Genomic DNA, 25,697 nt, shown 5'->3' with positions numbered 1-25,697 from the left:
CGCCTCCGCAACAATGCCACTCAAGAATTACTCGACCCCGTTCCTTTCTTGCGATATAAAGTTAAAGAACCCTTCGCGTGCGAAGGCGCTTCGCTCGCGAAGCAGGCCTTCGCAGAAATGCGCGAGCGCAAGTTATCAGCAGTTGAGGTGAATTCCCGCGTGGCAATCACTGCGCGGCCGGAGTTCGGCCCTACTTTGGCCCGCATGGTTGAGAAGGATTCGACGGCGCGGACCCGGGAACTGGGCCACCGCATGAAGGCGTTCCGGCAACGCAGGCACTTCAGCGGAGCCGACGTCAGCCGCCGTAACGGCTGGTTGCAGAGCAAGGTCACGAGGTGGGAACAGGGGTTGCGTGAGCTGTCCGTCGTGGACGCGGCGCTGTATCTCGCGACCTGTGGCGAGGCGGAGCCGGAGCGTGACCTGCTGCTGGAACTCACGCAGCCCGGCAGTGACCTCTACTGGGTTCGGCCGTACTTCGACGAACTCGTCGATCCGATGAAATCCCTGGCGATCCAAGAGAATCTCGCGCACACCGTGGTGCGCTACGAGTCGTTGACGCTGCCGGGGCTGTTGCAGACCGAACCGTACGCCCGCACCACCTACGAACTGATCGGCAACCGCGGCCAGGCCCAGCTGGACCAGGCTGTCAACGCGAGGATGGACAGGCAGAAGCTGCTGCGACGGGACCGCCCGCCGCGGTGCCGGTTCTACGTCCACGAGCGCGCGTTGCGTTCGGTCATCGGCGGTCCGCGCGTCATGCACGAGCAACTGCTCCACCTCGTCCTGTCGGCTAATCTCCCTTATTGCTCCATTCGTATCGTCCCGGAAAGCAACGAAGTGAGCAGGGTGATCGAGAATGCTTTCACCATCATGGAATTCACGGAGCATCCCGCGGTGGTGTACACCGATTCCTATGCGGCCGGAGTGTTCATCGACGATCGCGTGGCGGTCGAGGCTTACTATTCGCTCATCGCACGACTGGAAAGCGATACCCTGACCGAGGAGAGGTCACGCCAAATGCTCGCCGAATGGGCGGACCGGTACGACCGGATGGGGGAGTGACCTGATCGGGGTTTCCCAGGGCCTCTTCCTGGGGTAACCCTCCGGAGTAGCCGAGGAGAAGGAGTTCGTGGTGACGAAGACGCAGGGTGGTGCCCCGGTCGCCGAGGCGGAGATCGAGCGAAAGTACGACCTGGCGGCCGACAGGCCCATCCCGCCGCTGGTCCCGGCCGGTCCCGTGACCAACCAGGCCGAGCCGAGGGTCGACGTCCTCGACGCCACGTACTTCGACACCCCGGACTTCCGGCTCGCGCAGGCGGGTATCACGCTTCGGCGGAGGCTCGGTGGAAGCGACGAAGGCTGGCATCTCAAACTTCCGGTCAGCGAGGACAAGCGCGAGGAACTCCGCCTTCCGCTGTCGGGCAAGCCGGAGAAGGTGCCCGGCGCGCTGGCGAAACTGGTCCGCGCGCACACTCTCGGCGCCAAACTCGTCCAGGCCGCGCACCTGCGCACCGAGCGCACTTCGTACGCCCTGCTCGACGCGGAGGGTCGCGAGCTCGCGACCTTGACGGACGACGTCGTCACCGGCGAGGCGGGTGGGGAGAAGGCACACCTCGACCGCTGGCGGGAGATCGAGATCGAACTCTCGCCCGGCACCGGTCTCGAAGTGCTCGACAGCCTGGACCGGGCCGTCGTGAACGCGGGGGCGGAGCGGTCGAGGTGGCCGTCGAAGCTCCGGCGGCTGACCGACGAACTCGTACCATCGGCGGGCGGCGCGTCCGGTTCGGTGCTGGCGGACTTCTTCGCCGAGCAGCTCGACGCGTTGCGCCGCAACGACATCGGGGTTCGCCGGGACGTCGAGGACTCGGTACACCAGATGCGGGTCGCCAGCAGGCGGCTGCGGAGCGGCTTGAAAACCTTTCGTCGCTCCCTCGACGCCGACGTCGCGAACGGGCTCGCCGCCGAATTGCGCTGGCTGGGTGGCGAACTCGGTCCGGCGAGGGACAACGAGGTGATGGCCGAGCGGCTGCACCACGAGGTCAAGGCGCTTCCGGCCGAACTGGTACTGGGCAACGTCGAGCAGGTGATGACACGGCACTTCGCGCGCGAGGCGGAAGAGACCAAGGTGCGGGCGATCCGGGCGCTCGACAGCAAGCGGTACACGGATCTGTTGCGGGCACTGGAAAAGCTCGCGGGCAAACCCCGGAAGATCAAGGATGACAAGAAGGAACTCCGCAAGGCGGTCGCACGTTCGGATCGGAAGCTGCGCAAGGCGGTGGCGATCGCGAGCGAACTCGAGCCCGGCCCGGAGCAGGACGCCGCGCTGCATGAGGTGCGCAAGAAGGCCAAGCGTGCCCGGTACGCCGCGGACACGGTCCGGCCGGTGACCGGCAACAAGCTTCGAGAATGGCGCGAGAACGTCAAGGCGGTGCAAACCACGCTCGGCACACACCACGACGTCGTGGTCACCCGGGAAGTCCTGCGGCTTCTGGGTCTCCGCGCCTACGCCGAAAGCGAAAACGCTTTCACCTATGGCCTCATGCATGGTCGTTCCGTGGCGACCGCCGAGGCCGCGCACCGCCGCTTCGCCAGTGAATGGCAAGCGGTATGTAAAGGTTCTCGCCCGAAGTGGCTCGAATGAGGAAGGCCGGGGTTGACCTCTCGCCGCCGCCGAGTACCGTCGAGGGGACTTGGTGGTCTGGAGAGAGGCGCCCCCAATGTTGCCTGGCCAGCGCGTACCCGGCGAACGGCTGCCCCTGGCCGTGACCACCAGCCGCCGCAACGACGGCGTCATCGTCCTCACCGCCGTGGGTGAGATCGACGCGGCCACCGTCGGACGGTTTCGCACCGAACTCAGCGGTGCGTGTGTCAGGGGAAAACAAGTGATCCTCGACCTCTCCGGCGTCGGTTTCCTCAGCTGCGCCGGAGTGCACGCCCTCGAGGAGGCCAATGCCGCGGCACCCCGGTTCTCGGTGATCGTGAAGACCACCCTGGTGTCACGCATTCTGGACGTCAGCGGCGTCGGAGCGGATCTCGATGTGCGGCGCGACGTCGAGGACGTCCTGACCTAGGCCGTGTCTGAATGTCGCGCTCGTCCCACCTCGGATCAGGGGATTCGGCGGTGCGGCGGATCTCGCGGTCAGCGATACCGTCGCCGGATTGGCGTTGGTGCTGCTCGCCGCCGGCCACACGCTGGCCTCGACGAGCAGGTCACACCGCCGAGCACGCCGGGAACCTCGTCGCGGGCGCCGTGGTCGTCGTCGCCGGTGTCGTGATGATCGTCCGTGAACGACCCGCGGCCTAGCCGTCGAGTTCCACCTCATCGGCGGTGACGTCCGGCAGCAGGCCGCGCCAACGCGGATTACGCAGGCAGCCCCCGTCGGTCCAGCCGCCGAAGACGACCTCGCCGACGATGGTCGGCCGCGACCACCGGGCGTCCCGTGCTTGTTTGTCCGGTACGGAGCGGAACGGGGAGGTCTTGCGCTCCAAGCGGAACAGCCGCCGGGACAGTTCTTCGAGTTCGTCACCCGCGAAGCCGACGCCGACGTTTCCGATGTACCGCAAGCCGTCTTCGTGCGGGACGCCGAGCAGCAACGAACTGAACGTGCCCGCGCGGCTGCCACCACCCGGCCGCCAGCCGCCCAGTACCACTTGCTGGACGAAGGTCCCGGTGATGGAAAGCCATTCCCCGGTACGTCTTCCTGGGTGGTATGCGGAGCCGGCGCGTTTCGCGACGATCCCGGCGAGCCCGTGCTCACGGGCCGCCCGCGCGACCGCGCCGCCGTCCCCGAGGTAGTAGCGGGGGACCTGCCAATGCGGTCCGGCGAGACCGAGACCGTCGAGGAGGTCTCGCCGTTCGACGTAGGGTGTGCCGAGGCAGGAACGGCCGTCCAGATGCAAGAGATCGTTCACCAGGTAGAACGCCGGGAATCGCGAGGTGAGCCGTTTCGCGGAATTCTTCGTGGCCCGCGCGCGGTGCCCGAGCCCTTCCGCACTCGGCTTCCCGCCGTCGAAGACGACGATTTCCCCGTCGAGAAAGGTTTCCGTGGCACCGAGTTGTTCGCCGAGCCCGCGGAATTCGGGATACAGCCCGGTCACGTCGTCGCCCGAATCGTCGTAGGCGGTGATCCGGCCGCCGGTCACCCGGATCAGGGTCCGGCGCCCCGACCAGTCGAATTCGTAGGCCCATTCCGCGTCTTCGCCGGTCGAGGGGAGACGCCCCGGCTTGGACAGCATCGGGGCGAGGAAAGAAGGAAGTTCCGCTCGGCCGGGATCGGCGGGGTCGAGCCGTTTGAGCAACCAGCCGCGGTCGTTCCCGTCCTTCTTCACATTGAGGAACAGGTATTTCCCGCGTGCCCGCTTCCCGTGGAAGACGATCTCGACCTTGTGCTCGTTGAAGTGCAGTGTTTCGTACCGGCCGGTGTCCCAGATCGTCATCGTGCCGCCGCCGTATTCACCGGCGGGGATCTCGCCTTCGAAGGTGAGGTAATCCATCGGATGGTCTTCGGTGTGCACGGCGAGTCGTTCGAGGTCAGGCGACATCGGCAGACCCTTCGGCACCGCCCAGGAGACCAGCACCCCGTCCCGTTCGAGACGGACGTCCCAGTGCAGGCTGCTCGCGTGATGTTCCTGGATGACGAAAAGATCGTCGGACCCGGCTGTCCCCTCGCGTTCCGGAATGGGTTCGGGGGTCCTCCCCGGTCTGCGCTTACGGCGGTATTCGCCGAGTTTCTCCGCCATGGTCGGCCAGCGCACCCCTCTCCGGATCCGGATACGCAAGCCTAGCGCCGTTCACCACCCGTACGCGTGGTGAAGGCCCCTTTTCCCACTGTGAGAGTAGGGAAAGGGGCCTTCGCGTCAAGCGGTTCAGTCGGTTTCGGCCAGCGCCTCGGCGAACTGGGCGGCGTAGAGCCGCGAGTACGCACCGCCGGTGAGCAGCAGCGTTTCGTGGTCGCCCTGTTCGACGATCGAGCCGTTTTCCATCACGAGGATGACGTCCGCGTCCCGGATGGTGGAAAGCCGGTGTGCGATGACGAAACTCGTCCGTCCTTCGCGCAGCGAATTCATCGCCCGCTGGATCAGCACCTCGGTCCGGGTGTCGACCGAACTGGTGGCCTCGTCGAGGATCAGGATCGCGGGCTTCGCCAGGAACGCCCTCGCGACGGTGATCAGCTGTTTCTCACCGGTGCTGACCGTGCCGCCCTCGTCGTCGATGATCGTGTCGTAGCCCTCCGGCAGAGTGCGGACGAACCGGTCGACGTGGGTGGCCTTGGCCGCCGCGACGATCTCCTCGTCCGTGGCGTCCGCGGAGCCGTAGGCGATGTTCTCCGCGATCGTGCCGCCGAACAGCCAGGCGTCCTGCAACACCATGCCGGTCTTGGACCGTAGGTCCTCGCGATCCATCTCGGCGATGTCGACACCGTCGAGGGTGATCCGGCCGCCGTCGAGTTCGTAGAACCGCATGAGCAGGTTGACCAGCGTGGTCTTCCCCGCACCGGTCGGGCCGACGATGGCGACGGTGTGCCCCGGTTCGACGGTGAGCGACAGGTCCTCGATGAGCGGGGTGTCCTGGGTGTACCGGAACGACACGTGTTCGAATTCGACCTGGCCGCGCACGTTCTCGACTCGCGCGGGCTCGGCGGGCTCGGGTTCCTGTTCGTCCGCGTCGAGCAACGCGAAGACCCGCTCCGCGGACGCGATCCCGGACTGGAGCAGGTTCGCCATGCTGGCGATCTGCGTGACCGGCTGGCTGAACTGCCGCGAGTACTGGATGAACGCCTGGACGTCGCCGAGCGACAGCGTGCCGGACGCCACCCGCAGCGCGCCGATCACCGCCACCAGCACGTAGCTCAGGTTGCCGATGAACATCATCGCGGGCTGGATGGTGCCCGAGATGAACTGGGCCTTGAAGCTCGCGCCGTAGAGCGTGTCGTTGTGCTCGCGGAAGACCTCCTCGGCCTCTTCCCGGCGGCCGAACACCTTGACCAGCGAGTGCCCGGTGTACATCTCCTCGATATGCGCGTTGAGCCGCCCGGTGGTGGACCACTGCTTGATGAACTGCGGCTGCGCCTTCTTGCCGATCTTGGCCGCGACGAACACCGAAGCAGGCACCGAAAGCAGCGCGACCAGTGCCAGCAGCGGCGAGATGACGAACATCATCGCGAGTACGCCGATGACCATCAGCAGCGACGACACGATCTGCGCGAGGGTCTGCTGCAAGGACAGCGCGAGGTTGTCGATGTCGTTGGTGGCCCGGCTCAGCACCTCGCCGCGTGGCTGGCGGTCGAAGTAGCTCAGCGGGAGCTTCGCGAACTTCTCCTCGATCTTCTCCCGCAGCTCGAAGACCGCTCGCTGGACCAGGTTCGTGGTCAGCCGGGTCTGCAAGAGAGCGAAGAACGACGCGACGATGTAGAGCAGCAGCACCCACATCAGCACCTGGCCGACGGCGTCGAGGTCGATCCGCTGACCAGGGACGAAGTCGATCCCCGAGAACATGTCGGCGAGCGTGTTGTCGCCTTCCGCCCGCAGCCCGGCGATGACCTGGTCCTTGCTCACCCCCGGTGGCATGTCCTTCGCGACGACACCCGCGAAGATCAGGTCTGTCGCCATCCCGAGGATCTTCGGGCCGATGACGCTCAGCGCGACACTGACGACGCCGAACGCCAGGATGCCGTACAACAGGGCACGCTGCGGTTGCAGCAGACGCAGCAGGCGTTTGAGCGACCCCTTGAAGTCCAAGGCCTTCTCGGCGGGCTGTCCGCCCATGAAGGCACCGGGACCGCGGCCGAAGCCGCCTCCGCCGGGGCCTGGTCCTCGTGCCGCGCTCGCGCGTTCGCCGGCGGGTTTGGCCGGAGCGCTCGATTCGGTGGTGGATTCGGGCGCGCTCATCAAGCGGCCTCCTGCTCGGTCAGCTGGGACAGCACGATCTCCCGGTAGGTTTCGTTGTCGTCCATGAGTTCGGTATGCGTGCCGGTGCCGACGACGCGGCCCTCGTCGAGGACGACGATGCGGTCGGCTTGGCGGATGGTGCTGACCCGTTGCGCGACGATCACCACGGTCGCCTCGGCGGTCTCGGCCGTCAGAGCCCGCCGCAGCGCGGCGTCGGTGGCGTAGTCGAGCGCGGAAAAGGAGTCGTCGAAGAGGTAGATCTCGGGGCGCCGCACCAGCATCCGCGCGATCGCGAGCCGCTGCCGCTGGCCGCCGGAGACGTTGGTCCCGCCCTGGGCGATGGGGGAGTTCAGCCCTTCGGACATCCGCTCGACGAAGTCCTTGCCCTGCGCCACTTCCAGCGCATGCCACAGTTCCTCATCGGTGGCGTCGGCCTTGCCGTAGCGAAGGTTGCTCGCGACCGTGCCCGCGAACAGGTACGGCTTCTGCGGCACCAGCCCGACGGCGTCGGACAACACGGTCTGATCCAGTTCGCGGACATCGACGCCGTCGACGCGCACGGAGCCGCCGGTGGCGTCCATCAGCCGCGGGATCAGATTGAGCAGGGTGGTCTTCCCGCTGCCCGTGCTGCCGATGATGGCGGTCGTCTCACCGGGCCTCGCCAGCAGCGAGATCTCTTGCAATACCGGCTTTTCCGCGCCGGGGTAGCGGAATTCCACATCGGACAGTTCGAGTCGCCCGTGCACCTCACCGGGGCTGATCGGGTTCGACGGCAGGACGACGCTGGTGTGCGTGTCGAGCACCTCGGTGATGCGCTCGGCGCTGACCTCGGCGCGCGGGATCATCATGAACATGAAGGTGGCCATCATGACCGCCATCAGGATCTGCATCAGGTAGGACAGGAACGCGGTCAGCGCGCCGATCTCCATGCTGCCGTCGTCGATGCGCAGCCCGCCGAACCACAGCACGGCGACGCTGGAGGCGTTCATCACCAGCATGACGATGGGGAACATGAGCGCCATCAGCCTGCCGACGATCAGCGAGACGTCCAGAAGTTCGGTGTTGGCCTTGGTGAACCGCCGCCGCTCGTGGGTGTCCTTGACGAAGGCCCGGATCACGCGGATGCCCATGATTTGCTCGCGCAGGATCTGGTTGATCTTGTCGATGCGCACCTGCATCAGCCGGAACGCCGGGCGCATCTTCGCGATGACGATCCCGACCGCGACACCGAGGACGGGCACCACGACCACGAGCAGCCACGAGAGTGTGACGTCCTGGTTCAGCGCCATGATGATGCCGCCGAAGCACATGATCGGCGCGGACACCATCAGGGTGAACGCCATCAACGTCAGCATCTGCACCTGCTGGACGTCGTTGGTGGTGCGCGTGATCAGCGACGGCGTCCCGAACTGGCCGACTTCGCGGGCGGAGAAGTCCTGGACCCGGTGGAAGATCGCGCCTCGGACGTCGCGGCCGACCGCCATCGCGGTGCGAGCCCCGTAGTAGACGGCGCCGATCGAGCAGACGATCTGCACCAGCGACACCAGCAGCATCACGCCGCCGACGCCGAGGATGTAGTCGATGTCGCCCTTGACCACGCCGTCGTCGATGATGTCGGCGTTCAGCGTCGGCAGGTAGAGCCCGGCGAGGGTTTGGACGAACTGCAGCAGCACGATCAGCCACAGGTCTCGCCGGTACGGGCGCAGGTGAGTGCGCAACAGCTTCGTCAGCACAACGGTTTCTCCCCCAGTGGTGGGTAGGGTGTTACTTCTTCTTCAATTTTTTCACCGGCTCGGGCCCGGATCCGGTGAGCGAGGGGATGCCCGCGGAGGCTTCGCGCAGGAGAACGGCGAGTGTCTCCAGGAAGGGCCCGGCACCCTCGTAGATCAGCCAGCTGAAGAACGCGGTCTTCACCGCGGACTCCACGATCGCCGCCATGAGCCGCGCGTTCAACGCGTTTTCCGCGCCCGCGCCCGCGCGCTCCAGGATGGCGTCGGCCAGCACCTGCTCGACCTTGGCGTGCGCTTTGAGGAACTCGCCCTGCACCGCCGGGTGCAGAAGCAGTGACCGGGCCACCGTGACCGAGTCACGATTCGGTTCTCCCAAGCTGCTGTAGGCCTCCAGCGTCGCGGCGCTGACCGCCTCCCACAGTGTCTCCTCCGCCGGCCGTACGCGGAGTGCCTCCCGCAGGCGTTCCTGCCGTTCGACGATGAACGAGCAGATCGCCTCCTCCTTGCTGGAGAAGTAGTTGTTGAACGTGCGCGGGGAGACTCCGACGGCGGAGGCGATGTCCTCGACGCGGACCTGTTCGACGCCCTTCTCGACGGCGAGTCTGAGCGCTGCCTCGCTCATCGCCTGCCTGGCCGCGCGCTTCTTGCGTTCGCGCAGTCCGAGTGGGGCGGCGGGGTCGGGTGTCACGATGGCAAGAGTAGGCAAAAGTTGCGGGACACGCAAATTTATGCGCGATCCGCACTTTTCGGTCATCCCCGTGTCGCGGAACACTCAAGATGAGCCGAATGGCCTAGCGCGCACCGCTCACCAGCCGCAACGCCTTCGTGACCACGTCACTGCCAGCGGTTGAACGGGAACCGACTGTGGACACGGATAGTGACTTCTGCTTGCATGGCCGTCGTTGTGCTGGGGAGTGCGACACGGGTCCGGGTATGCGAAGAGAAAGAAGTGGAAGCACATGGTGACGCGGGCTCGAGGCTTGCTTGACCGCTCACGGGTTCTTCTGGACCGTTCCAGGGTCGCCGCGGCGCAGTTCCTCGCCGCCCCGCCCCGGCACGCTCCGTCGGCTCCGCCCGCCGAACCGGCGGTGGAACAGCGGCCTGCCGTGGAAGCTCCGGACGCCGGCGCGCTCGCCGGTGTCTGTTCCAATGTCGCGCTGCGCGACCTCAATCTGCTCGACCAGCTGCTCGCGCAGCTGGAGACGATGGAGGCGGGGGAGGAGAACTCCGACCGCCTTGCCGAGCTCTACCGGCTCGACCACCTCGCGACCCGCTTGCGGCGCAACGCCGAGAACCTGCGTGTGCTCGCCGGCCGCGACGCCGACGACACCTCCGCCGGGATCTCGTCCGTGCTCGACGTGATGCGGGCCGCGATGTCGTCGATCGACCACTACTCGCGGATCACGATCGGCCGGGTCGTTTCGCTCGGCGTCGTCGGGTTCGCCGCCGAGGACGTCAGCCGGATCCTCGCGGAACTGTTCGACAACGCGGCGAACCAGTCGTCGCCGAGTTCTCCGGTCAGTGTCAGCGCGCACCTCACCGAGCAGGGGAGTGTGCTGATCCGGATCGAGGACGAGGGCATCGGCATGCCGCCGGAACGCCTCGCGGTGCTGAACGAGCGCCTCGCCGCCGGTCCCGTGCTCGACGACGATTCGGTGCGGCATATGGGACTCGCCGTCGTCGGCAGGCTCGCCGACCGGCACGAGATCACCGTCAAACTCGACCGTCGTACCCCGCACGGCACGGTCGCCACCGTGCTGCTGCCGGTGCCGGTGGTCTCGGAACTGGCCGAGAAACAGTGGTCCGGCAGCCAGACCGTGGTGCTGCCGCAGACGAGGATCACCAATGGCGCGCCCGCGGGCAGCCCCGTCGCGACACCCTCCGGGCTGCCGAGGCGCCGCCCCGCCGCGCCGCCGGAACCGGAACGGAAACCCAGCCCGCGGCCGCGCACGGCCGTCCCGCCACCCGCCGACGGCGGTACCACGCCCAGCGGCCTGCCGCGCCGGGTTTCCCGCAGTATCAGGACTTTGCCCGACGAACCGGCCCCGCCGACCACCTCGCCCGCCGACGCGGCGGACGGGCACGAGGCGCTGCTGGCCGACCTCGGTGCCTTCAGCGACGGTGAGCGCGCCGCTCTCGACGACCGGCACGAGCGTGAGACCGGAGGAAACACCCAGTGACCGCCCAGGACGCGACCACGGATTTCACGTGGTTGCTCGACGATTTCGTGCGCAAGGTGCACGGCGCCAGCCACGCGCTGATCATGTCCGTCGACGGTTTCCCTTTGACCGCTTCGGAATCGGTGTCCAGCGACGACGCGGAGCAGCTCGCCGCCATCGCGAGCGGTCTGCTCAGCCTCGCGGGCAACAGCGCCGCGTTGTTCGGCAAGGGCAACTGCGAACAGATCATCATCCGGCTCACCCGCGGGTACTTCCTGTTCATGGGGATCGGCGCCGAGGCCGGGCTCGCCGTGCTGACCGAGCCCGACTGCGACATGAAGGTCGTCGCCTACGAGATGACCCAATTCATCACGAACGCCGGTCACGCCCTCACCCCCGAGGTGCGAGCGGGACTCCGGCAGGTCCTGACCGCCCGACGGCCGCAGGCCTGAGAATCCGGAGAAGGAAGGGATGACCGTGTCCAGCGACCAAGCTCCGGACCGGCCGGTCAAGATGCGCAGCCGCAGAATCCGGCCGTACGCGCTGACCGGCGGCCGCACCAAGAGCAGCCACCTGTTGCTGGTGGAGACCCTGATCTCGGTTCCGCGCTACGACCCGGCGCTGGCCGAGGCGTTGATGCCCGAATCGCGTTCGCTGTACGAGCGCGCCCGTGAGCGCTCGTCGATCGCCGAACTGTCGGTGGGGCTCGACCTGCCGCTGGGTGTGGTCCGCGTGCTCATCGGCGACCTCGCCACCCAGGGCGCCGTCTTCGTGCACCCGACGGCCCACGCCTACAACCACGACACGAACGTGCTCGAGAGGATCCTCGATGGACTCAAGCGCCTCCCGGTCTGACACCGGCGGTGCGGCGGAGCCTTCGGGTCGTTGGCCGCATAAGTACCCAGTTCGATCCCGCCCCGGCCGGCAGGCCCCGTTTTCGGGGTGTCAGGGCGCCATCCAAGAAGGGCGTGAGTGAGGTCGTGAAAGAGCGCCCTGGCGACACGAATGCGGTCGCGGGTTCCGAAGCAAACACAGATCTTCTCGCCATCTCCGCCAAGATCGTGGTCGCCGGTGGATTCGGCGTCGGCAAGACGACGTTCGTCGGCTCCGTCTCCGAGGTCCCGCCACTGAGCAACGAGGCCTGGATGACCGAGGCCGGCGCCGGTGTCGACGAGCTGGTGCCCCCGGGAACCAAGTCCACCACCACGGTCGCGATGGACTTCGGCCGGATCACCCTGCGTGAAGACCTGCTCCTGTACCTGTTCGGCACCCCCGGCCAGGCCCGGTTCTGGTTTCTCTGGGACGACCTGTCGCGCGGGGCGCTCGGCGCCGTCGTCCTGGTCGACACCAGCAGGATCGACCAGTCGTTCGCGGCCATCAACTACTTCGAGAACGACTCCGAGCTGCCGTTCATCGTCGCGGTCAACCAGTTCGAGGGGATGCCGGTGCACGACCTCGACGAGGTCCGCGACGCGCTGGCGCTGTCCCCGGACATCCCGCTGGTCACCTGCGACGCGCGTGACCCGAAGTCGGCGGTCGCGACCTTGCGGGAACTGGTGACGCACACGTTGTCCCTCGCGGTGGTCTCCGGGCCCGGCCGCGAGTTCGCACTCAGCTGACGGGTCTCTGGGAGGAATGTCGAGGATGCGCAAGGTTCTGATCGTCGGTGCCGGGCAGTCGGGGCTCCAGCTGGCACTGAGCCTGCTTGGTCACGACTACGACGTCACGGTGATGTCGGCGCGGACGCCGGACGAGATCCGGTCCGGCAAGGTGATGTCGACCCAGTGCATGTTCCACTCCGCCCTGCAACACGAGCGGGACCACGAGCTGAACCTGTGGGAGGACGAGACGGTCCGGGTCGAGGGGCTCGGGGTGTCGATCGCCGGACCGGACGGCGCCGATGAGCCCTCGGCGGTAGAGCGTGCCTCGGGCTGGAGCCGGGTGCTGGACTGGTTCGGGCCGCTGGAGCATTTCGCGCAGTCGGTGGACCAGCGGGTGAAGATGGCGAGCTGGCTCGAACTGGTCGAGGAGCGCGGCGGCAAGGTCGTCATCCACGGGGTGACCACTTCGGACCTCGCGCCGCTGGCGAAGCTCTACGACCTCGTGGTCATCGCGGCAGGCAAGGGCGAGCTGGTGCAGTTGTTCGACCGCATCCCCGAGCTCTCGCCCTACACCGAGCCGCAGCGGGCGCTTTCGCTCGCCTACGTGCACGGCATGGAGCCGCGGCCGGAGCACCCGGACAAGGCGGCGGTGCGGTTCAACATCATCCCCGGTGTCGGGGAGCTGTTCATGATCCCCGCGTACACGCTGAGCGGGAACTGCGACATCCTCTTCTTCGAAGGCGTCCCCGGCGGGCCGCTGGACTGCTGGGGCGACCGGCCGTCGCCGCAGGCGCATCTCGACCGGATCCTCTCGCTGATGAAGCAGTTCCTCCCGTGGGAGTACGAGCGCTCGCGCAACGTCGTGCTGACCGACGAGAAGGCGACGCTCGCCGGCGGATACACCCCGGTCGTGCGGAACGCGGTCGGCAAACTGCCTTCGGGCACCGTGGTGCTGGGCATGGCCGACGTCGTCGTCGCCAACGACCCGATCACCGGCCAGGGCTCCAACAACGCGAGCCACTGCGCGGCGTCCTATCTGGACTCCATCCTCGACCGCGGGGACAAGCCGTTCGACGAGGCGTGGATGACGGCGGCGTTCGACAAGTACTGGGAGTACGCCCAGCACGTGACGACCTGGACCAACGCGATGCTGCGACCGCCGCCCCCACACGTGCTCCAGATCATCGGCGCGGCGGGGGAGAAGCCCGCCGTGGCGAAGCGGTTCGCGAACGGTTTCTCCGATCCGACCGATTTCCAGCACTGGTTCTTCGACCCCGCGAAGGCGGAGAAGTTCCTGGCCGAAGCGTGATTCCCGGGCCGTGAGGGTCCCGCGATCGGGTTCCCAGGACTGTCGCGGTGCGCCGTTTCGGGCTACCGTTGTTACCGAGCGTGAGTACGGTCGGTGACGGCGGTGGAGGTGCGGCGCGATGCGTTCGATGTGGAAGGGCTCGGTGTCCTTCGGGCTGGTGAGCATCCCGATCCAGCTCTATGCGGCCACCGAGAACAAGAACGTCTCGCTGCGCCAGGTGCACGAGACCGACGGTGGCCGGATCCAGTACAAGCGGTTCTGCACGATCGACGGCGAGGAAGTGCCCTACGCCGAGATCGCCAAAGGCTACGAACTGCCCGACGGCGAGATGGTCGTGCTCACCGACGAGGACATGTCCGAACTGCCGCTGGCCTCGTCACGGGCGATCGACGTCCTCGAGTTCGTGCCGCTGGAGTCCATCGACCCGATCCACTTCGACAAGACCTACTACCTCGAACCGCAGAAGAACGCCGTCAAGCCGTACGTGGTCTTGCGTGACGCGCTGCAGAAGGCGAGCCACGTGGCGATCGCGAAGGTCGCCATCCGGCAGCGGGAGACGCTCGCGATCCTGCGGGTGCACAGCGACGTCCTGATGATGACGACGATGCTGTGGCCCGACGAGGTCCGCGTCCCGGACTTCGGCTTCCTGCACGACGATCCGCCGCAGGTGCGGCCGCAGGAACTGACGATGGCGGGTTCGCTGATCGACTCGCTCTCGGAGCCGGTGTTCGAGCACGAGAAATACACCGACTCCTACCGCGAAGCGCTGGAAGCCATGATCGAGGCCAAGGCCGCGGGGAATGAGACGACGAAACCGAAGGCCGTGGGCGCGAAAGCCGACGTGGTCGATCTCATGGAAGCCTTGCAGGCCAGCGTCAGCGAGGCGAAGAAGAGCCGCAAGCCGTCGACGGCCAAGAAGGCCACCGCGGCCAAGAAACCCGCTTCCGGCAAGCGAACCCCCAAGAGCGCTTGATCATCCCTTGTGGACTTGTGCCCGGCGTCACTCCGCCGGGTCCGGCGACACGCCGTCCGTATGCCAGGATCTGTCGTCCCTCGGTGGTAGTAAGGCAATCGAGGACAACTTTTCCGGAGCGATCTTCGATCTGATCGCGGGAGGCGGTATGAGCATGGAGTGCGCGTTCTGCGCCGGCGGACTCGACCACTGCCACGGAAGCCTGGTGGTCCACCTCGAGGGTGGTTTCACCGAATGCAGCGAGGATGGCTGCGTCGATCTCGACTTCGCCCGGCACACGCTGACGATCGACTGCTTCGACGTCGACGGCGGCTGCTCGTGTGCGGAGGTGGAGGTCCGGGAGCTGCTGCGGGCTTCTTGACCGGCGGCCAATACACCAGTCCGGCCCGATCCGGGTGATCGAAAGCGATTGCCACCCGAAGGTGTATGCATTCGTGTACATCGTCGCCGGACATGTGTTAACTATGACGGGGTCCTCCGGCTCTCCCTCCCCCTCGGAGCCGGGGGGCCCCTTCATGTCACGAAGTTTCCTTCGCGGTGTCGTGGATCGAGGGGCCGTCGCAGGCGCGCACCGCGTCCCAGACCCCCTCTCCATTCGCGTAGTCACTCGCGGGAAGTGTCCCCAGAGGACCGAGGACGTCGTCACCCGCTCCCGCCGCCGCCGCGGCACGGAGGAGTTCGTCGCGTCCGCACGGATAGTTCGCTTCCGCCAAGTACGGGCGAGGATCCGGTCCAGCCATCGGCTTTCCCTCCTTTTCTCTCGTCCGCACCGGTTACCCAGCGGACCAAGGGTGGAAACGGACCGAGCACCCGGCGTGAGGGGAACGCCGGGTGCTCGGTCATTTCATGGCTGATACCGGGGGCTCGGTACCAGAAGGTCCGGAGTTGCTCAGAACCAGTGGGCGCGACCGCCAATGGCCTTCCCGGTGTTGCCGAGAACGGCCAGGATGATGCCGATGACCGCGAGCGCGATCCCGATCGAGTACAGAACGGGGATGCTGGCGATGACACCGATGACAATCAGGATGACGCCGAGAATGATCACGGGGGCACCTTCTCCTTCGTAGTCGCCCGGCGAATGGAGCCGCCGGGATGGGGCTAGTGAAGGAGTTCCCGATTCACCCGAAAGAAAACATGGCATCCGGCGGTAGTTTTCACGCATTCGGCCTAACGTGGAGCGGTGTGTCGTCCGTCCAATCACGCTTGGTGTCCATCGGAGCACCCGTGTCGTCCACTCAGTCACGCGTAACGGCCGCCACCGCTGAACCGTCAAGTCCCTCGGCGTGTGGAACCGCCCTCGCCATTCACGAGGGCGGCCCGCACTCAGTACCGGTAGTGGTCCAGTTTGTACGGACCCTCGACGTCCACGCCGATGTACTCGGCCTGGCGCTTGGTCAGCTTCGTCAGCCGGACGCCCAGCGCGTCGAGGTGCAGGCGCGCCACCTTCTCGTCGAGGTGCTTCGGCAGCACGTGGACGTCGGTGGCGTACTGGCCCTGCTTCGTGAACAGCTCGATCTGCGCGATCGTCTGATTGGTGAAGGAGTTCGACATCACAAAGCTCGGGTGGCCCGTGGCGTTCCCGAGGTTCATCAGCCTGCCTTCGGACAGCACGAGGATGGAGTGCTGCTCGCGGTCGGCCGTCGCGGGGAAGACCCACTCGTGCACCTGCGGCTTGATCTCGATCTTCTCGATGCCCGGGATCTTCGCGAGCCCGGCCATGTCGATCTCGTTGTCGAAGTGGCCGACGTTCGCGACGATCGCGTTGTGCTTCATCTTGGCCATCTGGTCGGCCATGATGATGTCGAAGTTGCCGGTGGTGGTGATGAAGATGTCACCGCGCTCGACGACGTCGTCGAGTTCCACGACGTCGAGGCCCTCCATCGCCGCCTGGAGCGCGCAGATCGGGTCGATCTCGGTGACGACCACGCGGGCACCCTGGCCGCGCAGCGATTCCACCGCGCCCTTGCCGACGTCGCCGTAGCCGCAGATGACGGCGACCTTGCCCGCGATCATCACGTCGGTGCCGCGGTTGAGACCGTCGATGAGCGAGTGACGAATGCCGTACTTGTTGTCGAACTTCGACTTCGTCACCGAGTCGTTCACGTTCATCGCCGGGAACAGCAGTTCGCCGTCCTTGGCGAGCTTGTAGAGCCGCTTGACGCCGTTGGTGGTCTCCTCGGTGACCCCGCGGACCTCCTTGGCGATACGGGTGAACCGGCCGGCGTCGCGCGCGATGCTGTCGGTCAGCGTGCGGAGCACGAGGGTGTACTCCTCGGGGTCCTCTTCGGTCGCCTGCGGGACGGCACCGGCGGCCTCGAACTCGACTCCCTTGTGGATCAGCAGGGTCGCGTCGCCACCGTCGTCGAGGACCATGTTCGGGAGACGGCCGTCACCGAAGTCGAAGAGCTGGTCGGTGCACCACCAGTACTCGGCGAGCGTCTCGCCCTTCCACGCGAACACCGCGGAGCCCGAAGGCCGCTCGACGGTGCCGTTCGGGCCGACGACGACGGCGGCGGCCGCCTCGTCCTGCGTCGAGAAGATGTTGCAGGACACCCACCGCACCTCGGCGCCGAGCGCGACGAGCGTCTCGATCAGCACGGCGGTCTGGACGGTCATGTGCAGCGATCCCGCGACCCGCGCGCCCTTCAGCGGCTGGGAGTCGGCGTATTCACGGCGCAGCGCCATCAAGCCGGGCATCTCGACCTCGGCGAGGCGCAACTGTTTGCGGCCGGCCTCGGCGAGGGAAAGGTCGGCGACGGCGAATTCGATCCCGTTGACCTTGGACAGGGTGGGGCTCACAGGTTCTCCAATCGAGAGGAAGGCAAGGTGGAGCGGTCCTTCGCGCCGGTGGCGGGAAGAACGGGGATCAAGTGCTGGGGTTCAGCGCTCGGCCTCGACCAAGAAGGGCGGAAAAGGGTTCTGACGCAAGAAAGGCACCTCCGCGGTGGGAGGCGCCCTTACGTCTGTCCGATGGGCCGAGCGTGGCGGAAGAATTCCGTCGCAGCGCCTCTCGGCCCGCGACCAGGATGGCAAAGCGCCGCGAGGGCTGTCAAGGCGACGCGGATCCCGCCGCCGTCGAGGAGAATTCGGCGCGGACACCCAGAAGACGGACCGGTCTGCCGAGGTCGAACATGCCGAGCACGGCCAGCGCCGCCTTCTCGAGCTCGTCCGGGTCGGCGGTCGGTGCGGCCAGGGTCACGCTGTGGGTGTGGGTCAGGAACGGTGCGAACCGGACCTTGACCGCGACCCGCGCGGCGGGCCTGCCTTCTTCGTCGACGTCCTGGGAAACGCGCTTCGCCAGCGCGACGACCTCGGCGGCCATGGCTTCAGGGTCGGTCAGGTTCCGCTGGAACGTCGTCTCCCGGCTGCGGGATCGCGCGACGTATGGCGTCGCGGTGACCTCGGCGTCACCGATTCCCCCGGCGACGATCCGATACCACGGGCCGAGTTTCGGGCCGAACCGCGCGGCGAGATCCGCCGGGTCGGCGCCCGCCAGTTCCAGCACGGTGCGATAGCCGGCTTCGGCGAGCTTCTTCGTGGTCTTGGCGCCGATGCCCCAAAGCGCGTCCGTCGGCTTCTCGGCCATGACGTCCCACCAGTTCTCTTGGACGAGACGGAAGATCCCGGCCGGTTTGGCGAATCCGGTGGCGAGTTTGGCGCGCAGTTTGTTGTCCCCGATCCCGACCGAGCAGGACAGCCCGGTCTCCTCGGCCACCACTCGCCGGATGTCGGCGGCGAGCGCTTCGGGATCGTCGGTGGTGGCGCCGAGGAACGCTTCGTCCCAGCCGAGTACTTCGACGACGACGGGTGACTCCCGCAGCGTCGCCATCACCCGATCGGATACTTCCTGGTACGCGGGCGCGTCCGTGGCCAGGAAGATCGCTTCGGGGCACCGTTTCGCGGCGGTTCGCAAGGGCATCCCTGACCGGATGCCGAACTGTCTCGCCTCGTACGACGCCGTCGCCACCACGGCCCGTTCGGCCGGATCGCCCGTGCCGCCGACGACCACGGGCTGGCCGCGCAGTTCAGGCCGCCGGGCGACCTCGACCGCCGCGATGAACTGGTCGAGGTCGACGTGGAGCACCCACTCCCGGACGGCCATGAACCGAGCTTAAGCCCGGTCCGCGACCTCGTCGCGCATGCGCTGCTCGTTCTCCTGAAGCTCCGGCGTGAAGTTCTCACCGAAGTCTTCGGCTTCGAGGATCTTGCGGACCTCGAGGATGGTGTCGCCGTGCGGAGGAGTGGGACAGCGCTTCGCCCACTCGATCGCGTCGGCGCGCGACGGGACGTCGACGATCCAGAAGCCGCCGACGAGTTCCTTGGCTTCGGTGAAGGGACCGTCGGTGACCGTCGACCCGGCGGCATTGACCGTGACCCGCGCACCCTTCGAGCTTTCCTGCAGACCTTCGCCGCCGACCAGGACCCCGGCGTCGAGCATGTCTTGGTTGAACTTCGCCATGGCGGTCAAGGCTTCCATCGGCGGCAGTTTCCCGGCTTCGGAATCCTCGTCCGCCTTGATGATGATCATGAACCGCATGGTCTTCCTCCCCGTGAACCGGACGTTTCGCCCGGACTCTACCGGCGGGAAGACGATCAGCCGCGACCGAACCGGGACAGGTGCACGATCACGGCCGACGTGACGGTGATCAGCCCGAGCAGCAGCAGGGCCGGGCTGTTCGTCACCATGCCCAAGAGCATCAGCAGACCCGCGGTGAAGTCGAGGCTCAGGACGACCGTCAGCCGGAGCAGGGGAGTCCGTGCGGGCCTGCCGGAGCGGAGCTGTGCGGCGAGCGCCGGCTCGGTCAGCTCGAACCAGCGCTCGATCTTCTCCAGCTCCTGCCGATCATGATGGCTCAGCATCGGTTTCTCCCTCGGCGCGCTCCGCCCGTCGACATCGGGGGAATACCCAGGACCAGGGCCGGATAAGCGTCGAGTTTCGCCCAATTTCGTATAATGACCTATACGGCTTGGCGAACGGATCATCCTGGGTAGGCCGAATGGTTGCGCCATTAGTGGTTTCGGCACGATGAAAGATCGTCAAAGAGGTGCGGAGGTCGGTAGTTTCTCCGATTGTGGCCAGGGTGGCCGCGGTTGCTCCACCTGGGAGGATACGAGCGATGACCATACCCACCGAACCGATCGGCAGCATTCCCCGTCCGGGCTATCTCGTCGAGGCGCTCGGCGAGCACGCTTCCGGGCGGCTCGACGCCGACGGTCTCGGCGAGTTGCGGGAGAAGGCCCTCGTGGACACCATCAAACGCATGGAGGAGACCGGTTCCCCGGTCATCACCGATGGCGAACAAGGCAAGCCGAGCTTCGCCACGTACCCCTTGGCGGGCCTCACTTCGCTGGCGCCGGACGGCGTGGTCATCCCCTTCGCCGACGGGCACACCCGGCAGCTTCCGAGGCTCACCGCCGGCCCGTTCCGCTATCAGACCTACGCCGACTCTTATCTCATTGAGGCGAAAAAGCACGCCACCAAACCGGTGAAGCAGGCGGTGATCGCGGCTTCGGCGATCGGGCTCATCTATCCGGGTGAAGAAGTGGCCGGATATGACAAAGAACAGTTCATCGCCGACCTGGTGAACGAAGCCGAGGCGGATATCCGCCGCAGTCTCGACGCGGGCGCCAACAGTGTCCAAATCGATTTCACCGAAGGCAGGTTGTCGCTGAAGCTCGACCCATCCGGCGGCCTGTTGCAGTCCTTTGTGGACTTGAACAACGCGGTGCTGGACCGGTTCTCCGAGGAGGAGCGCGCGAAGATCGGGGTGCACACCTGCCCCGGCGGCGACCAGGACTCGGTGCACAGCCTCGACGTCGACTACGCCGGGCTGCTGCCGACGTTGTTCCAGCTGAAGGTGGGCAACGTCTACGTCCAGCTGGCCAGTGAGACCGAGCCCGAGCGGGCGCTCCAGGTGATCGCCGAGCACTCCCGGCCGGAGCAGCGGATCTTCGTCGGTGTGACCGACCCGATCAACCCGCGCGTCGAAACCGCCGAAGAGGTCAGGGACAGGGTGCTTCAGGCGGCGCGGTTCATCTCGCCGGATCGGCTGGGCACCTGCGATGACTGCGGGTTCTCGCCGTTCGCCGACGACACCTCGACGTCGCGGGACACCGCGTTCGCCAAGATCGCCGCCCGCGTCGAGGGCACACGCCTCGCCTCCGAAGCACTCGACTGAGGTCGCGTGATGGGCGCCTTCGGTCAGTTCTGGACGGCGACGCGGATGCCGAGCCCGACCAGGAAGGTGCCCATCACCGCGTCCAACGCGCGCCGGACACGGCCGGTGCTGAAGAACCTCCGCAGCGAACCGACCAGCGTCGACAGGACGAAAGTCCATACGACGGCGACCGTGGTGGCGAGTACCGCCAGTTGCAGGGTCTCCGCGGTCGTGGCCGAATGCGGGAGGAACTGGGGGAGCAGCGCGAGGAAGAACATCGCGACCTTCGGGTTGAGCAGGTTGGTGAGCAGTCCGTGCCGGAACGCCGCCCGGGGCGCGACCACGGGCGCCGCCTTGTCCACGAGTTCGCTGTAGTCACCGCGGCGCACGGCCAGCCACGCCTTGACGCCGAGGAAGATCAGGTACGCGGCGCCGATCAGTTTCACCACGGTGAAGGCGATCGCCGACGCGGTGAGGATCGCGGCGATGCCGAGCGCGATCGAGACCACCCAGACGAAGACGCCGAGTGCGATCCCGAGTCCGGCGGCGATCCCGGCCTTGCGCCCGCCGAGGATCGCGCAGCGGGTCACCACCAGGAAGTCCGGGCCGGGCGCGATCGCGCCGAGCAGGCAGATCAAGACGAACGAGAGTGCGGTGGCCCCGGAGATCATCTCTCGATGCTATCCGGCCGGTCGATGCCGCGGGCCATGACAGCGCCAGGGACGTCGACTCCGTCGGGTGTCGTCATCGTCACCCGTTCGACTTCCGTGAAGCCGAACGACCGGTACAGCGGGACACCGGGCAGGGTCGCGGTCAACGTCAGCGAGGTGAATCCCTCGGCTTTCGCCGCGAGACGGCACGACTCGAGGATCGCGCGCCCGAGCCCTCGCCGGGTCCAGTCACCGCGGACGAACATGGCGCGCACCCGTGCGGGTTCGGTGGCCGGGTCGAGTGGACGGTCGTCGTCCGCCGCCTCGGCGGAGCCTGCGTGCATCTTGTGGCGTCTGCTCCAGCCCCCGCAGGCGACGATCTCGCCGTCGGCCTCGTGCACGAAGTAGGTGCCGTCTTCGATCAACCGCAGGTCGAGGTGCGCGATGTGCTCCGCCGCGCTCGCGGTCTGCCGCTCGTCGTAGAAGCGGGGAAACAACTCCAGCACCGAGGCTCGCATCAGCGCCGCGATGGCGGGCGCGTCGGCGAGGGTGGCCGTCCGCTGCGGCGGCAGAGGCGTCGTCATACCGTGGAAGATAGCCAACGACGGCGATCGGGCTACCGGACAATCGAGTGATGATCACCGACGACGGCTGTGAACTGTGGACCTCGGCGACCGGCCTTGGCGAACCGATCCTGTGCTGCCACGGCGGCCCTGGCCTGTGGGACATGTTCGGCACGCTCGATCTCGGTCCGGGTTTCCGGCTCATCCGGTGGGACCAGCGCGGTGCCGGGCGATCGGAACCACGCGGCCCGTACACCTCGAACGGATGGTGGCCGACGTCGACGCCGTCCGTGAGTGGCACGGGCTCGACCGCGTTGCCGTGCTCGGGCATTCGTGGGGCGCGCATCTCGGGCTCCTTTACGCGCTCGCGCGACCGGAACGGGTGAGTTCGCTCGTCTACGTGTCGGGCGTCGGTCTCGGCCATGGCTGGCACGAGGAGTTCAAGCGGAACTTCGAGCGAGCGCTGGGGGAAAGGCACGCCCGGTGGGCCGAGCTACGCGCCGCGGACCACGACGGAGGCCGAGAACTCGCGGTGCTGCAATGGACGGCCGACTTCGCGGCGGATGGCGAGCGGCACGCCGAGGCGATGGCGACACCCTGGTTCCGGGTCAACTACGAGGCGAACGCCGCGTTGAGCGAGCAAATGCGGACGGTGCCGGAGGAGACGCTGATCGAGGCCTGCCGGGCGCTCACCGTGCCGGCGCTGATCGTCGACGGGATGGCGGACAACCGGCCGCGCTGGGCGGTGGACTCGCTGGAACAGGCCTTGCCGTCGGTGACCCGGGTGCGGCTGCCCGGCGTCGGCCATGTGCCGTGGCTGGAGGCACCGGACCTGTTCCGCTCCACCGTGGCCGACTTCCTGGGCGACCGCGGTGGGTCGTGAGCGCGATTCCTCACCACGCCGCGCTGGTCACGCCAGTCACGACGGCGGCGCGTGAAGGACCCCTTCCCTCGGCTGAGCCGAGGGAAGGGGTCCTTTACGCCTTCCTTAATACATGAAGGACTTCTTCTTGCGTCCAGGCGCAAGGAAGGGGGCCATCATGTACTTCAGACGACAGCGCCGGTGCCGGAAGTGTTCAGGCCTTGGTGATCGGCTGCTGCAACTCGGTGACCCACTTGTCCCCGTCGGCCGGGCAATCGACGTAGTACTCCCGCGCCGGGCCACTCGGGCGGTAGCCGTGCGCGTCGACCCATTTCGCCAGCGCCTGGTAGCTGGAGAGCACTGTCGTCATCGAGCCCCGGTGCAGAATCGTCGCCGCTGCCGGGACTTCGGCGAGGCTCACCGTCGAGAATCCTTCGGTGCCGTTGGTCTCGGCCGCGATCGGGACGGCGGCGTGGATCAGCACTCGCTCCCCGCCGGGTTCGTCTTCGTAGTAGGCGATCATGGGTCCGGACGGGGCGATCCCGCCGAGCGCCGGGAACAGTTCCTCGTACAGCCGCTGCACGACCGGCCCGATCTCCTCGTTGACGTATCCGCTCGCCGTGCCGGTCAGTTCGGCGACACGCACCGCGGGCAGGCTTTTGACGACGACGTCTTCGGAAGGCATGCGTCCCTCGCTTTCGATCGACAGGAGCCTCGCCTCGACGGCCTTGAGCCGGATCTCGTCGGCCGCGATGGCCGCGTCGAGTTCGGCCCGCCGCAGCCGCAGCATCCCGCGCAACTCGTCCACGCCGATCTCCGCGTCGAGGATCTCCTGCACCTGGGTGAGGGTGAAGCCGAGATCCTTGAGCGCGATCACCCGGTTGAGTCTGGCCAGCTGCTCGCCGGAATAGGACCGGTAACCGCTGAACGGGTCCACTTGGGCGGGCCGCAGCAGGCCGATGGCGTCGTAGTGACGCAGCATGCGGACCGACACCCGGCCGTGCTTGGCGAAATCTCCGATACTGAACATGACTTCTCCCAGCGGACAGCCTGACACGGTGTCACAGTCAAGCGGTCATCGCACGAGCCGGAAGAACGATCGCACCTCCTCGATGAACACGTCGGGCTGTTCGAAGGCCGCGAAGTGCCCGCCCCGCTCCAGTTCGTTCCAGTACCTGATGTCGGTGAACCGGCGCTCGGCCCAGCGTCGGGACGGGCGCGGCGTCTCGCGCGGGAAGATCGAACAGCCGGTGGGCACGGCGATCGTGTCCACAGTGGACTCGGAGAACCAGCTCGACACCTCGGCGAAACTCTCCCAGTACAGCCGGGCGGACGAGGCGCCGGTGCCGGTCAGCCAGTAGAGCGTGATGTCGTCGAGCATCGCGTCCCGGCTCAGCGCGTTCTCCGGATGGCCACCGCAATCCGTCCACGCCTGGAACTTCTCGACTATCCACGCGCACAGCGCCACCGGCGAGTCGGCCAGCGCGTAACCGATCGTTTGTGGCCTCGTCGCCTGCTGGATCGCGTAGCCGGACCCGTCCGCTTTCGCGCGTTCGAGGTCGTCGAGCGACTTCCGTTCGGATTCGGTGAGATCGCCGAACGTCGCCGGGTCCGGCGCCGCCAGCGGCGGGTTGAGGTGGATCCCGGCCAGGCGCTCGGGAGCCGTCCGTCCCATGAGCGTGGTGATACTGGTGCCCCAATCACCGCCTTGGGCGCCGTAACGGTGGTAGCCCAGCCCGTCCATGAGGTGGATCCACGCGTCGGCGACGCGCTGGATCGACCAGCCCGTTCGCGCGGGTTTGTCACTGAAGCCGTAGCCGGGCAGGGACGGGGTGACGACGTGGAAGGCGTCCGCCGCGTCGCCTCCGTACGCGACCGGATCGGTGAGCGGGCCGAGCACTTCGAGGAACTCGAAGACCGAACCCGGCCAGCCGTGCGTGAGGATCAGCGGCAGTGCGCCGGGATGCGGGGAGCGGGCGTGCAGGTAGTGGATGCCGAGCCCGTCGATCTCGGTCCGGAACTGGGGGATCGCGTTGAGCCGGGACTCCGCGGCACGCCAGTCGTAGGTCTCCGCCCAGTGCGAACACAGTTCTCGCAGATAGGCGGCGGGTACTCCTTGAGACCAGTCGTCGACGGTCTCGTCCTCGGGCCAGCGGGTGTCGCGGAGCCGGACGCGGAGGTCTTCGAGATCGGCCTCCGGGACCTGGACTCGGAAGGGCGTCGTGTCCATGGCCGCCGACGGTAACGAGGGGGTCCGACAATTCGTGGACTTCCGGCGGGCCGGACGCCGGACGGGACGCGGTCGACGCGCTCGGTAACGGCCGCGTCGCTGTATCGGCACCTGCTGTCGGGCGGTGTCGCGTGACGGGATGGCCGACTCCCGTGACGGGATGGACGACACGCGTGACGAGATGGACGACACGCGTGTCCAGGCGGACGGCGCACCGCGGGTCCGGCCGAGGCGCGTGTCGTCCATCCCGTCACGGGTGTCGTCCATCGGATCACGCGAAATCGCCCATGTCCCGTGATGCGGCAGGCGTGGCGGGTGCTCCCAAGGTTGCCTTGGGGTGCCGGCCTCGGTCTGCCCGACCGCGTTTAGTCCTCTAGATGCGGTCAGTGTGGGTGGCGGGCCACCTGCGGCAGCTACTCGTGAGGCAACCCGATCGCCACTCACGACCACCGCGCGCCGAACGCCCACTGGGCGCTCACCTGAGTCTCGAGTGTCCACTCAGTCTTTGACGCCGACTGGCCCTCTCGTCGGTATGCCGCCCGTTGACCGAGGGCAGGTCAGCGGGCTATTCTCG

General features: G+C 67.1%; 26 protein-coding genes. 12 read left to right on the top strand and 14 right to left on the bottom strand.

The features are described 5' to 3' along the window. The first annotated feature begins 204 nt into the window (after window positions 1-204). The 3 genes from BS329_RS16540 (at window position 205) to BS329_RS16530 (ending at window position 3,071) form a co-directional block, all read left to right on the top strand. Window positions 205-1,062: a helix-turn-helix domain-containing protein gene (locus tag BS329_RS16540; protein WP_076161692.1), complete on the top strand. Its 858-nt coding sequence runs from the start codon at window positions 205-207 to the stop codon at window positions 1,060-1,062. Window positions 1,063-1,132: 70 nt separating this feature from the next. Continuing rightward, entirely contained in the window at window positions 1,133-2,641 is a 1,509-nt protein-coding gene (locus BS329_RS16535) for a CYTH and CHAD domain-containing protein (protein WP_244197182.1), read from the top strand. A 76-nt stretch (window positions 2,642-2,717) separates the two neighbouring features. Next, window positions 2,718-3,071: an STAS domain-containing protein gene (locus tag BS329_RS16530; RefSeq protein WP_076161687.1), complete on the top strand. Its 354-nt coding sequence runs from the start codon at window positions 2,718-2,720 to the stop codon at window positions 3,069-3,071. 229 nt (window positions 3,072-3,300) lie between these two features. On the opposite strand, the gene BS329_RS16525 is transcribed toward BS329_RS16530, so the two are convergent. The 4 genes from BS329_RS16525 to BS329_RS16510 form a co-directional block, all read right to left on the bottom strand. Further along, on the bottom strand, window positions 3,301-4,755 hold the full coding sequence (locus tag BS329_RS16525; RefSeq protein ID WP_084749831.1) for a DNA polymerase ligase N-terminal domain-containing protein: 1,455 nt from the start codon (window positions 4,753-4,755) through the stop codon (window positions 3,301-3,303). Window positions 4,756-4,866: 111 nt separating this feature from the next. Then, entirely contained in the window at window positions 4,867-6,888 is a 2,022-nt protein-coding gene (locus BS329_RS16520) for an ABC transporter ATP-binding protein (protein ID WP_076161685.1), read from the bottom strand. After that, on the bottom strand, window positions 6,888-8,621 hold the full coding sequence (locus BS329_RS16515; RefSeq protein WP_076161683.1) for an ABC transporter ATP-binding protein: 1,734 nt from the start codon (window positions 8,619-8,621) through the stop codon (window positions 6,888-6,890). The genes BS329_RS16520 and BS329_RS16515 overlap by 1 nt, the downstream gene beginning before the upstream one ends. A gap of 31 nt (window positions 8,622-8,652) precedes the next feature. Beyond that, window positions 8,653-9,306 (bottom strand): TetR/AcrR family transcriptional regulator, encoded by a 654-nt coding sequence (locus BS329_RS16510; protein ID WP_076161681.1) that lies wholly within the window; start codon window positions 9,304-9,306, stop codon window positions 8,653-8,655. A gap of 271 nt (window positions 9,307-9,577) precedes the next feature. On the opposite strand from BS329_RS16510, the gene BS329_RS16505 reads away from it, so the two are divergent. The 7 genes from BS329_RS16505 to BS329_RS16475 all read left to right on the top strand — a co-directional run bounded on the left by BS329_RS16505 (window position 9,578) and on the right by BS329_RS16475 (window position 15,021). Further along, window positions 9,578-10,798, top strand: coding sequence for a sensor histidine kinase (locus BS329_RS16505; RefSeq protein WP_076161679.1), 1,221 nt, complete (start codon window positions 9,578-9,580; stop codon window positions 10,796-10,798). After that, a complete protein-coding gene (locus BS329_RS16500; protein WP_005159022.1) occupies window positions 10,795-11,229 on the top strand; it encodes a roadblock/LC7 domain-containing protein in 435 nt (144 codons plus the stop codon). Before BS329_RS16505 ends, BS329_RS16500 begins: the two co-directional genes overlap by 4 nt. Before the next feature lie 19 nt (window positions 11,230-11,248). Beyond that, entirely contained in the window at window positions 11,249-11,632 is a 384-nt protein-coding gene (locus BS329_RS16495) for a DUF742 domain-containing protein (protein ID WP_076161677.1), read from the top strand. A gap of 125 nt (window positions 11,633-11,757) precedes the next feature. Beyond that, window positions 11,758-12,396, top strand: coding sequence for a GTP-binding protein (locus tag BS329_RS16490; RefSeq protein WP_076161877.1), 639 nt, complete (start codon window positions 11,758-11,760; stop codon window positions 12,394-12,396). Window positions 12,397-12,421: 25 nt separating this feature from the next. Beyond that, the gene (locus BS329_RS16485) at window positions 12,422-13,687 is read left to right on the top strand and encodes a styrene monooxygenase/indole monooxygenase family protein (RefSeq protein WP_076161675.1); all 1,266 of its coding nucleotides are present in this window, start codon (window positions 12,422-12,424) and stop codon (window positions 13,685-13,687) included. A 118-nt stretch (window positions 13,688-13,805) separates the two neighbouring features. Next, window positions 13,806-14,660 carry a non-homologous end joining protein Ku gene (ku, locus tag BS329_RS16480; RefSeq protein WP_076161673.1) on the top strand — a complete coding sequence of 285 codons (855 nt, stop codon included), beginning with the start codon at window positions 13,806-13,808 and terminating at the stop codon, window positions 14,658-14,660. A 148-nt stretch (window positions 14,661-14,808) separates the two neighbouring features. Continuing rightward, a complete protein-coding gene (locus BS329_RS16475; protein WP_084749828.1) occupies window positions 14,809-15,021 on the top strand; it encodes a hypothetical protein in 213 nt (70 codons plus the stop codon). A gap of 157 nt (window positions 15,022-15,178) precedes the next feature. Here the strand turns inward: BS329_RS16475 and BS329_RS16470 are convergent, their stop codons facing one another. The 6 genes from BS329_RS16470 to BS329_RS16450 all read right to left on the bottom strand — a co-directional run bounded on the left by BS329_RS16470 (window position 15,179) and on the right by BS329_RS16450 (window position 19,520). After that, on the bottom strand, window positions 15,179-15,400 hold the full coding sequence (locus BS329_RS16470; RefSeq protein ID WP_076161669.1) for a DUF2795 domain-containing protein: 222 nt from the start codon (window positions 15,398-15,400) through the stop codon (window positions 15,179-15,181). 149 nt (window positions 15,401-15,549) lie between these two features. After that, window positions 15,550-15,705 (bottom strand): DUF6131 family protein, encoded by a 156-nt coding sequence (locus tag BS329_RS43885; protein ID WP_167480014.1) that lies wholly within the window; start codon window positions 15,703-15,705, stop codon window positions 15,550-15,552. A 278-nt stretch (window positions 15,706-15,983) separates the two neighbouring features. Continuing rightward, complete coding sequence (gene ahcY / locus BS329_RS16465) at window positions 15,984-17,459, bottom strand: adenosylhomocysteinase (RefSeq protein ID WP_076161667.1); 1,476 nt, start codon at window positions 17,457-17,459, stop codon at window positions 15,984-15,986. 250 nt (window positions 17,460-17,709) lie between these two features. After that, window positions 17,710-18,762 carry a DNA polymerase IV gene (locus tag BS329_RS16460; RefSeq protein WP_076161665.1) on the bottom strand — a complete coding sequence of 351 codons (1,053 nt, stop codon included), beginning with the start codon at window positions 18,760-18,762 and terminating at the stop codon, window positions 17,710-17,712. Window positions 18,763-18,771: 9 nt separating this feature from the next. Continuing rightward, window positions 18,772-19,197: a YciI family protein gene (locus BS329_RS16455; RefSeq protein WP_076161663.1), complete on the bottom strand. Its 426-nt coding sequence runs from the start codon at window positions 19,195-19,197 to the stop codon at window positions 18,772-18,774. A gap of 56 nt (window positions 19,198-19,253) precedes the next feature. After that, entirely contained in the window at window positions 19,254-19,520 is a 267-nt protein-coding gene (locus tag BS329_RS16450) for a DUF3040 domain-containing protein (protein ID WP_076161661.1), read from the bottom strand. Between the two features lie 257 nt (window positions 19,521-19,777). Between BS329_RS16450 and BS329_RS16445 the strand changes: the two genes are divergently transcribed. After that, window positions 19,778-20,839, top strand: a complete 1,062-nt coding sequence (locus BS329_RS16445) for a cobalamin-independent methionine synthase II family protein (protein WP_076161659.1) — start codon at window positions 19,778-19,780, stop codon at window positions 20,837-20,839. A 23-nt stretch (window positions 20,840-20,862) separates the two neighbouring features. Here BS329_RS16445 and BS329_RS16440 read toward each other — a convergent pair whose 3' ends face one another. Further along, on the bottom strand, window positions 20,863-21,489 hold the full coding sequence (locus tag BS329_RS16440; RefSeq protein WP_076161657.1) for a LysE family translocator: 627 nt from the start codon (window positions 21,487-21,489) through the stop codon (window positions 20,863-20,865). Next, window positions 21,486-22,052: a GNAT family N-acetyltransferase gene (locus BS329_RS16435; RefSeq protein WP_076161655.1), complete on the bottom strand. Its 567-nt coding sequence runs from the start codon at window positions 22,050-22,052 to the stop codon at window positions 21,486-21,488. Before BS329_RS16435 ends, BS329_RS16440 begins: the two co-directional genes overlap by 4 nt. Before the next feature lie 244 nt (window positions 22,053-22,296). Here BS329_RS16435 and BS329_RS16430 point away from each other — a divergent pair, with 244 nt between their 5' ends. Continuing rightward, window positions 22,297-22,914: an alpha/beta fold hydrolase gene (locus tag BS329_RS16430; RefSeq protein WP_244197181.1), complete on the top strand. Its 618-nt coding sequence runs from the start codon at window positions 22,297-22,299 to the stop codon at window positions 22,912-22,914. 193 nt (window positions 22,915-23,107) lie between these two features. Here the strand turns inward: BS329_RS16430 and BS329_RS16425 are convergent, their stop codons facing one another. After that, entirely contained in the window at window positions 23,108-23,923 is an 816-nt protein-coding gene (locus BS329_RS16425) for a MerR family transcriptional regulator (RefSeq protein ID WP_076161653.1), read from the bottom strand. Between the two features lie 45 nt (window positions 23,924-23,968). Further along, window positions 23,969-25,123, bottom strand: a complete 1,155-nt coding sequence (locus tag BS329_RS16420; RefSeq protein ID WP_076161651.1) for an epoxide hydrolase family protein — start codon at window positions 25,121-25,123, stop codon at window positions 23,969-23,971. Window positions 25,124-25,697 lie beyond the last annotated feature (574 nt).

Origin of the sequence: Amycolatopsis coloradensis, from assembly GCF_001953865.1 — a bacterium.
GTDB lineage: Bacteria > Actinomycetota > Actinomycetes > Mycobacteriales > Pseudonocardiaceae > Amycolatopsis > Amycolatopsis coloradensis.
This window is presented reverse-complemented; position numbering and strand designations above follow the sequence as displayed.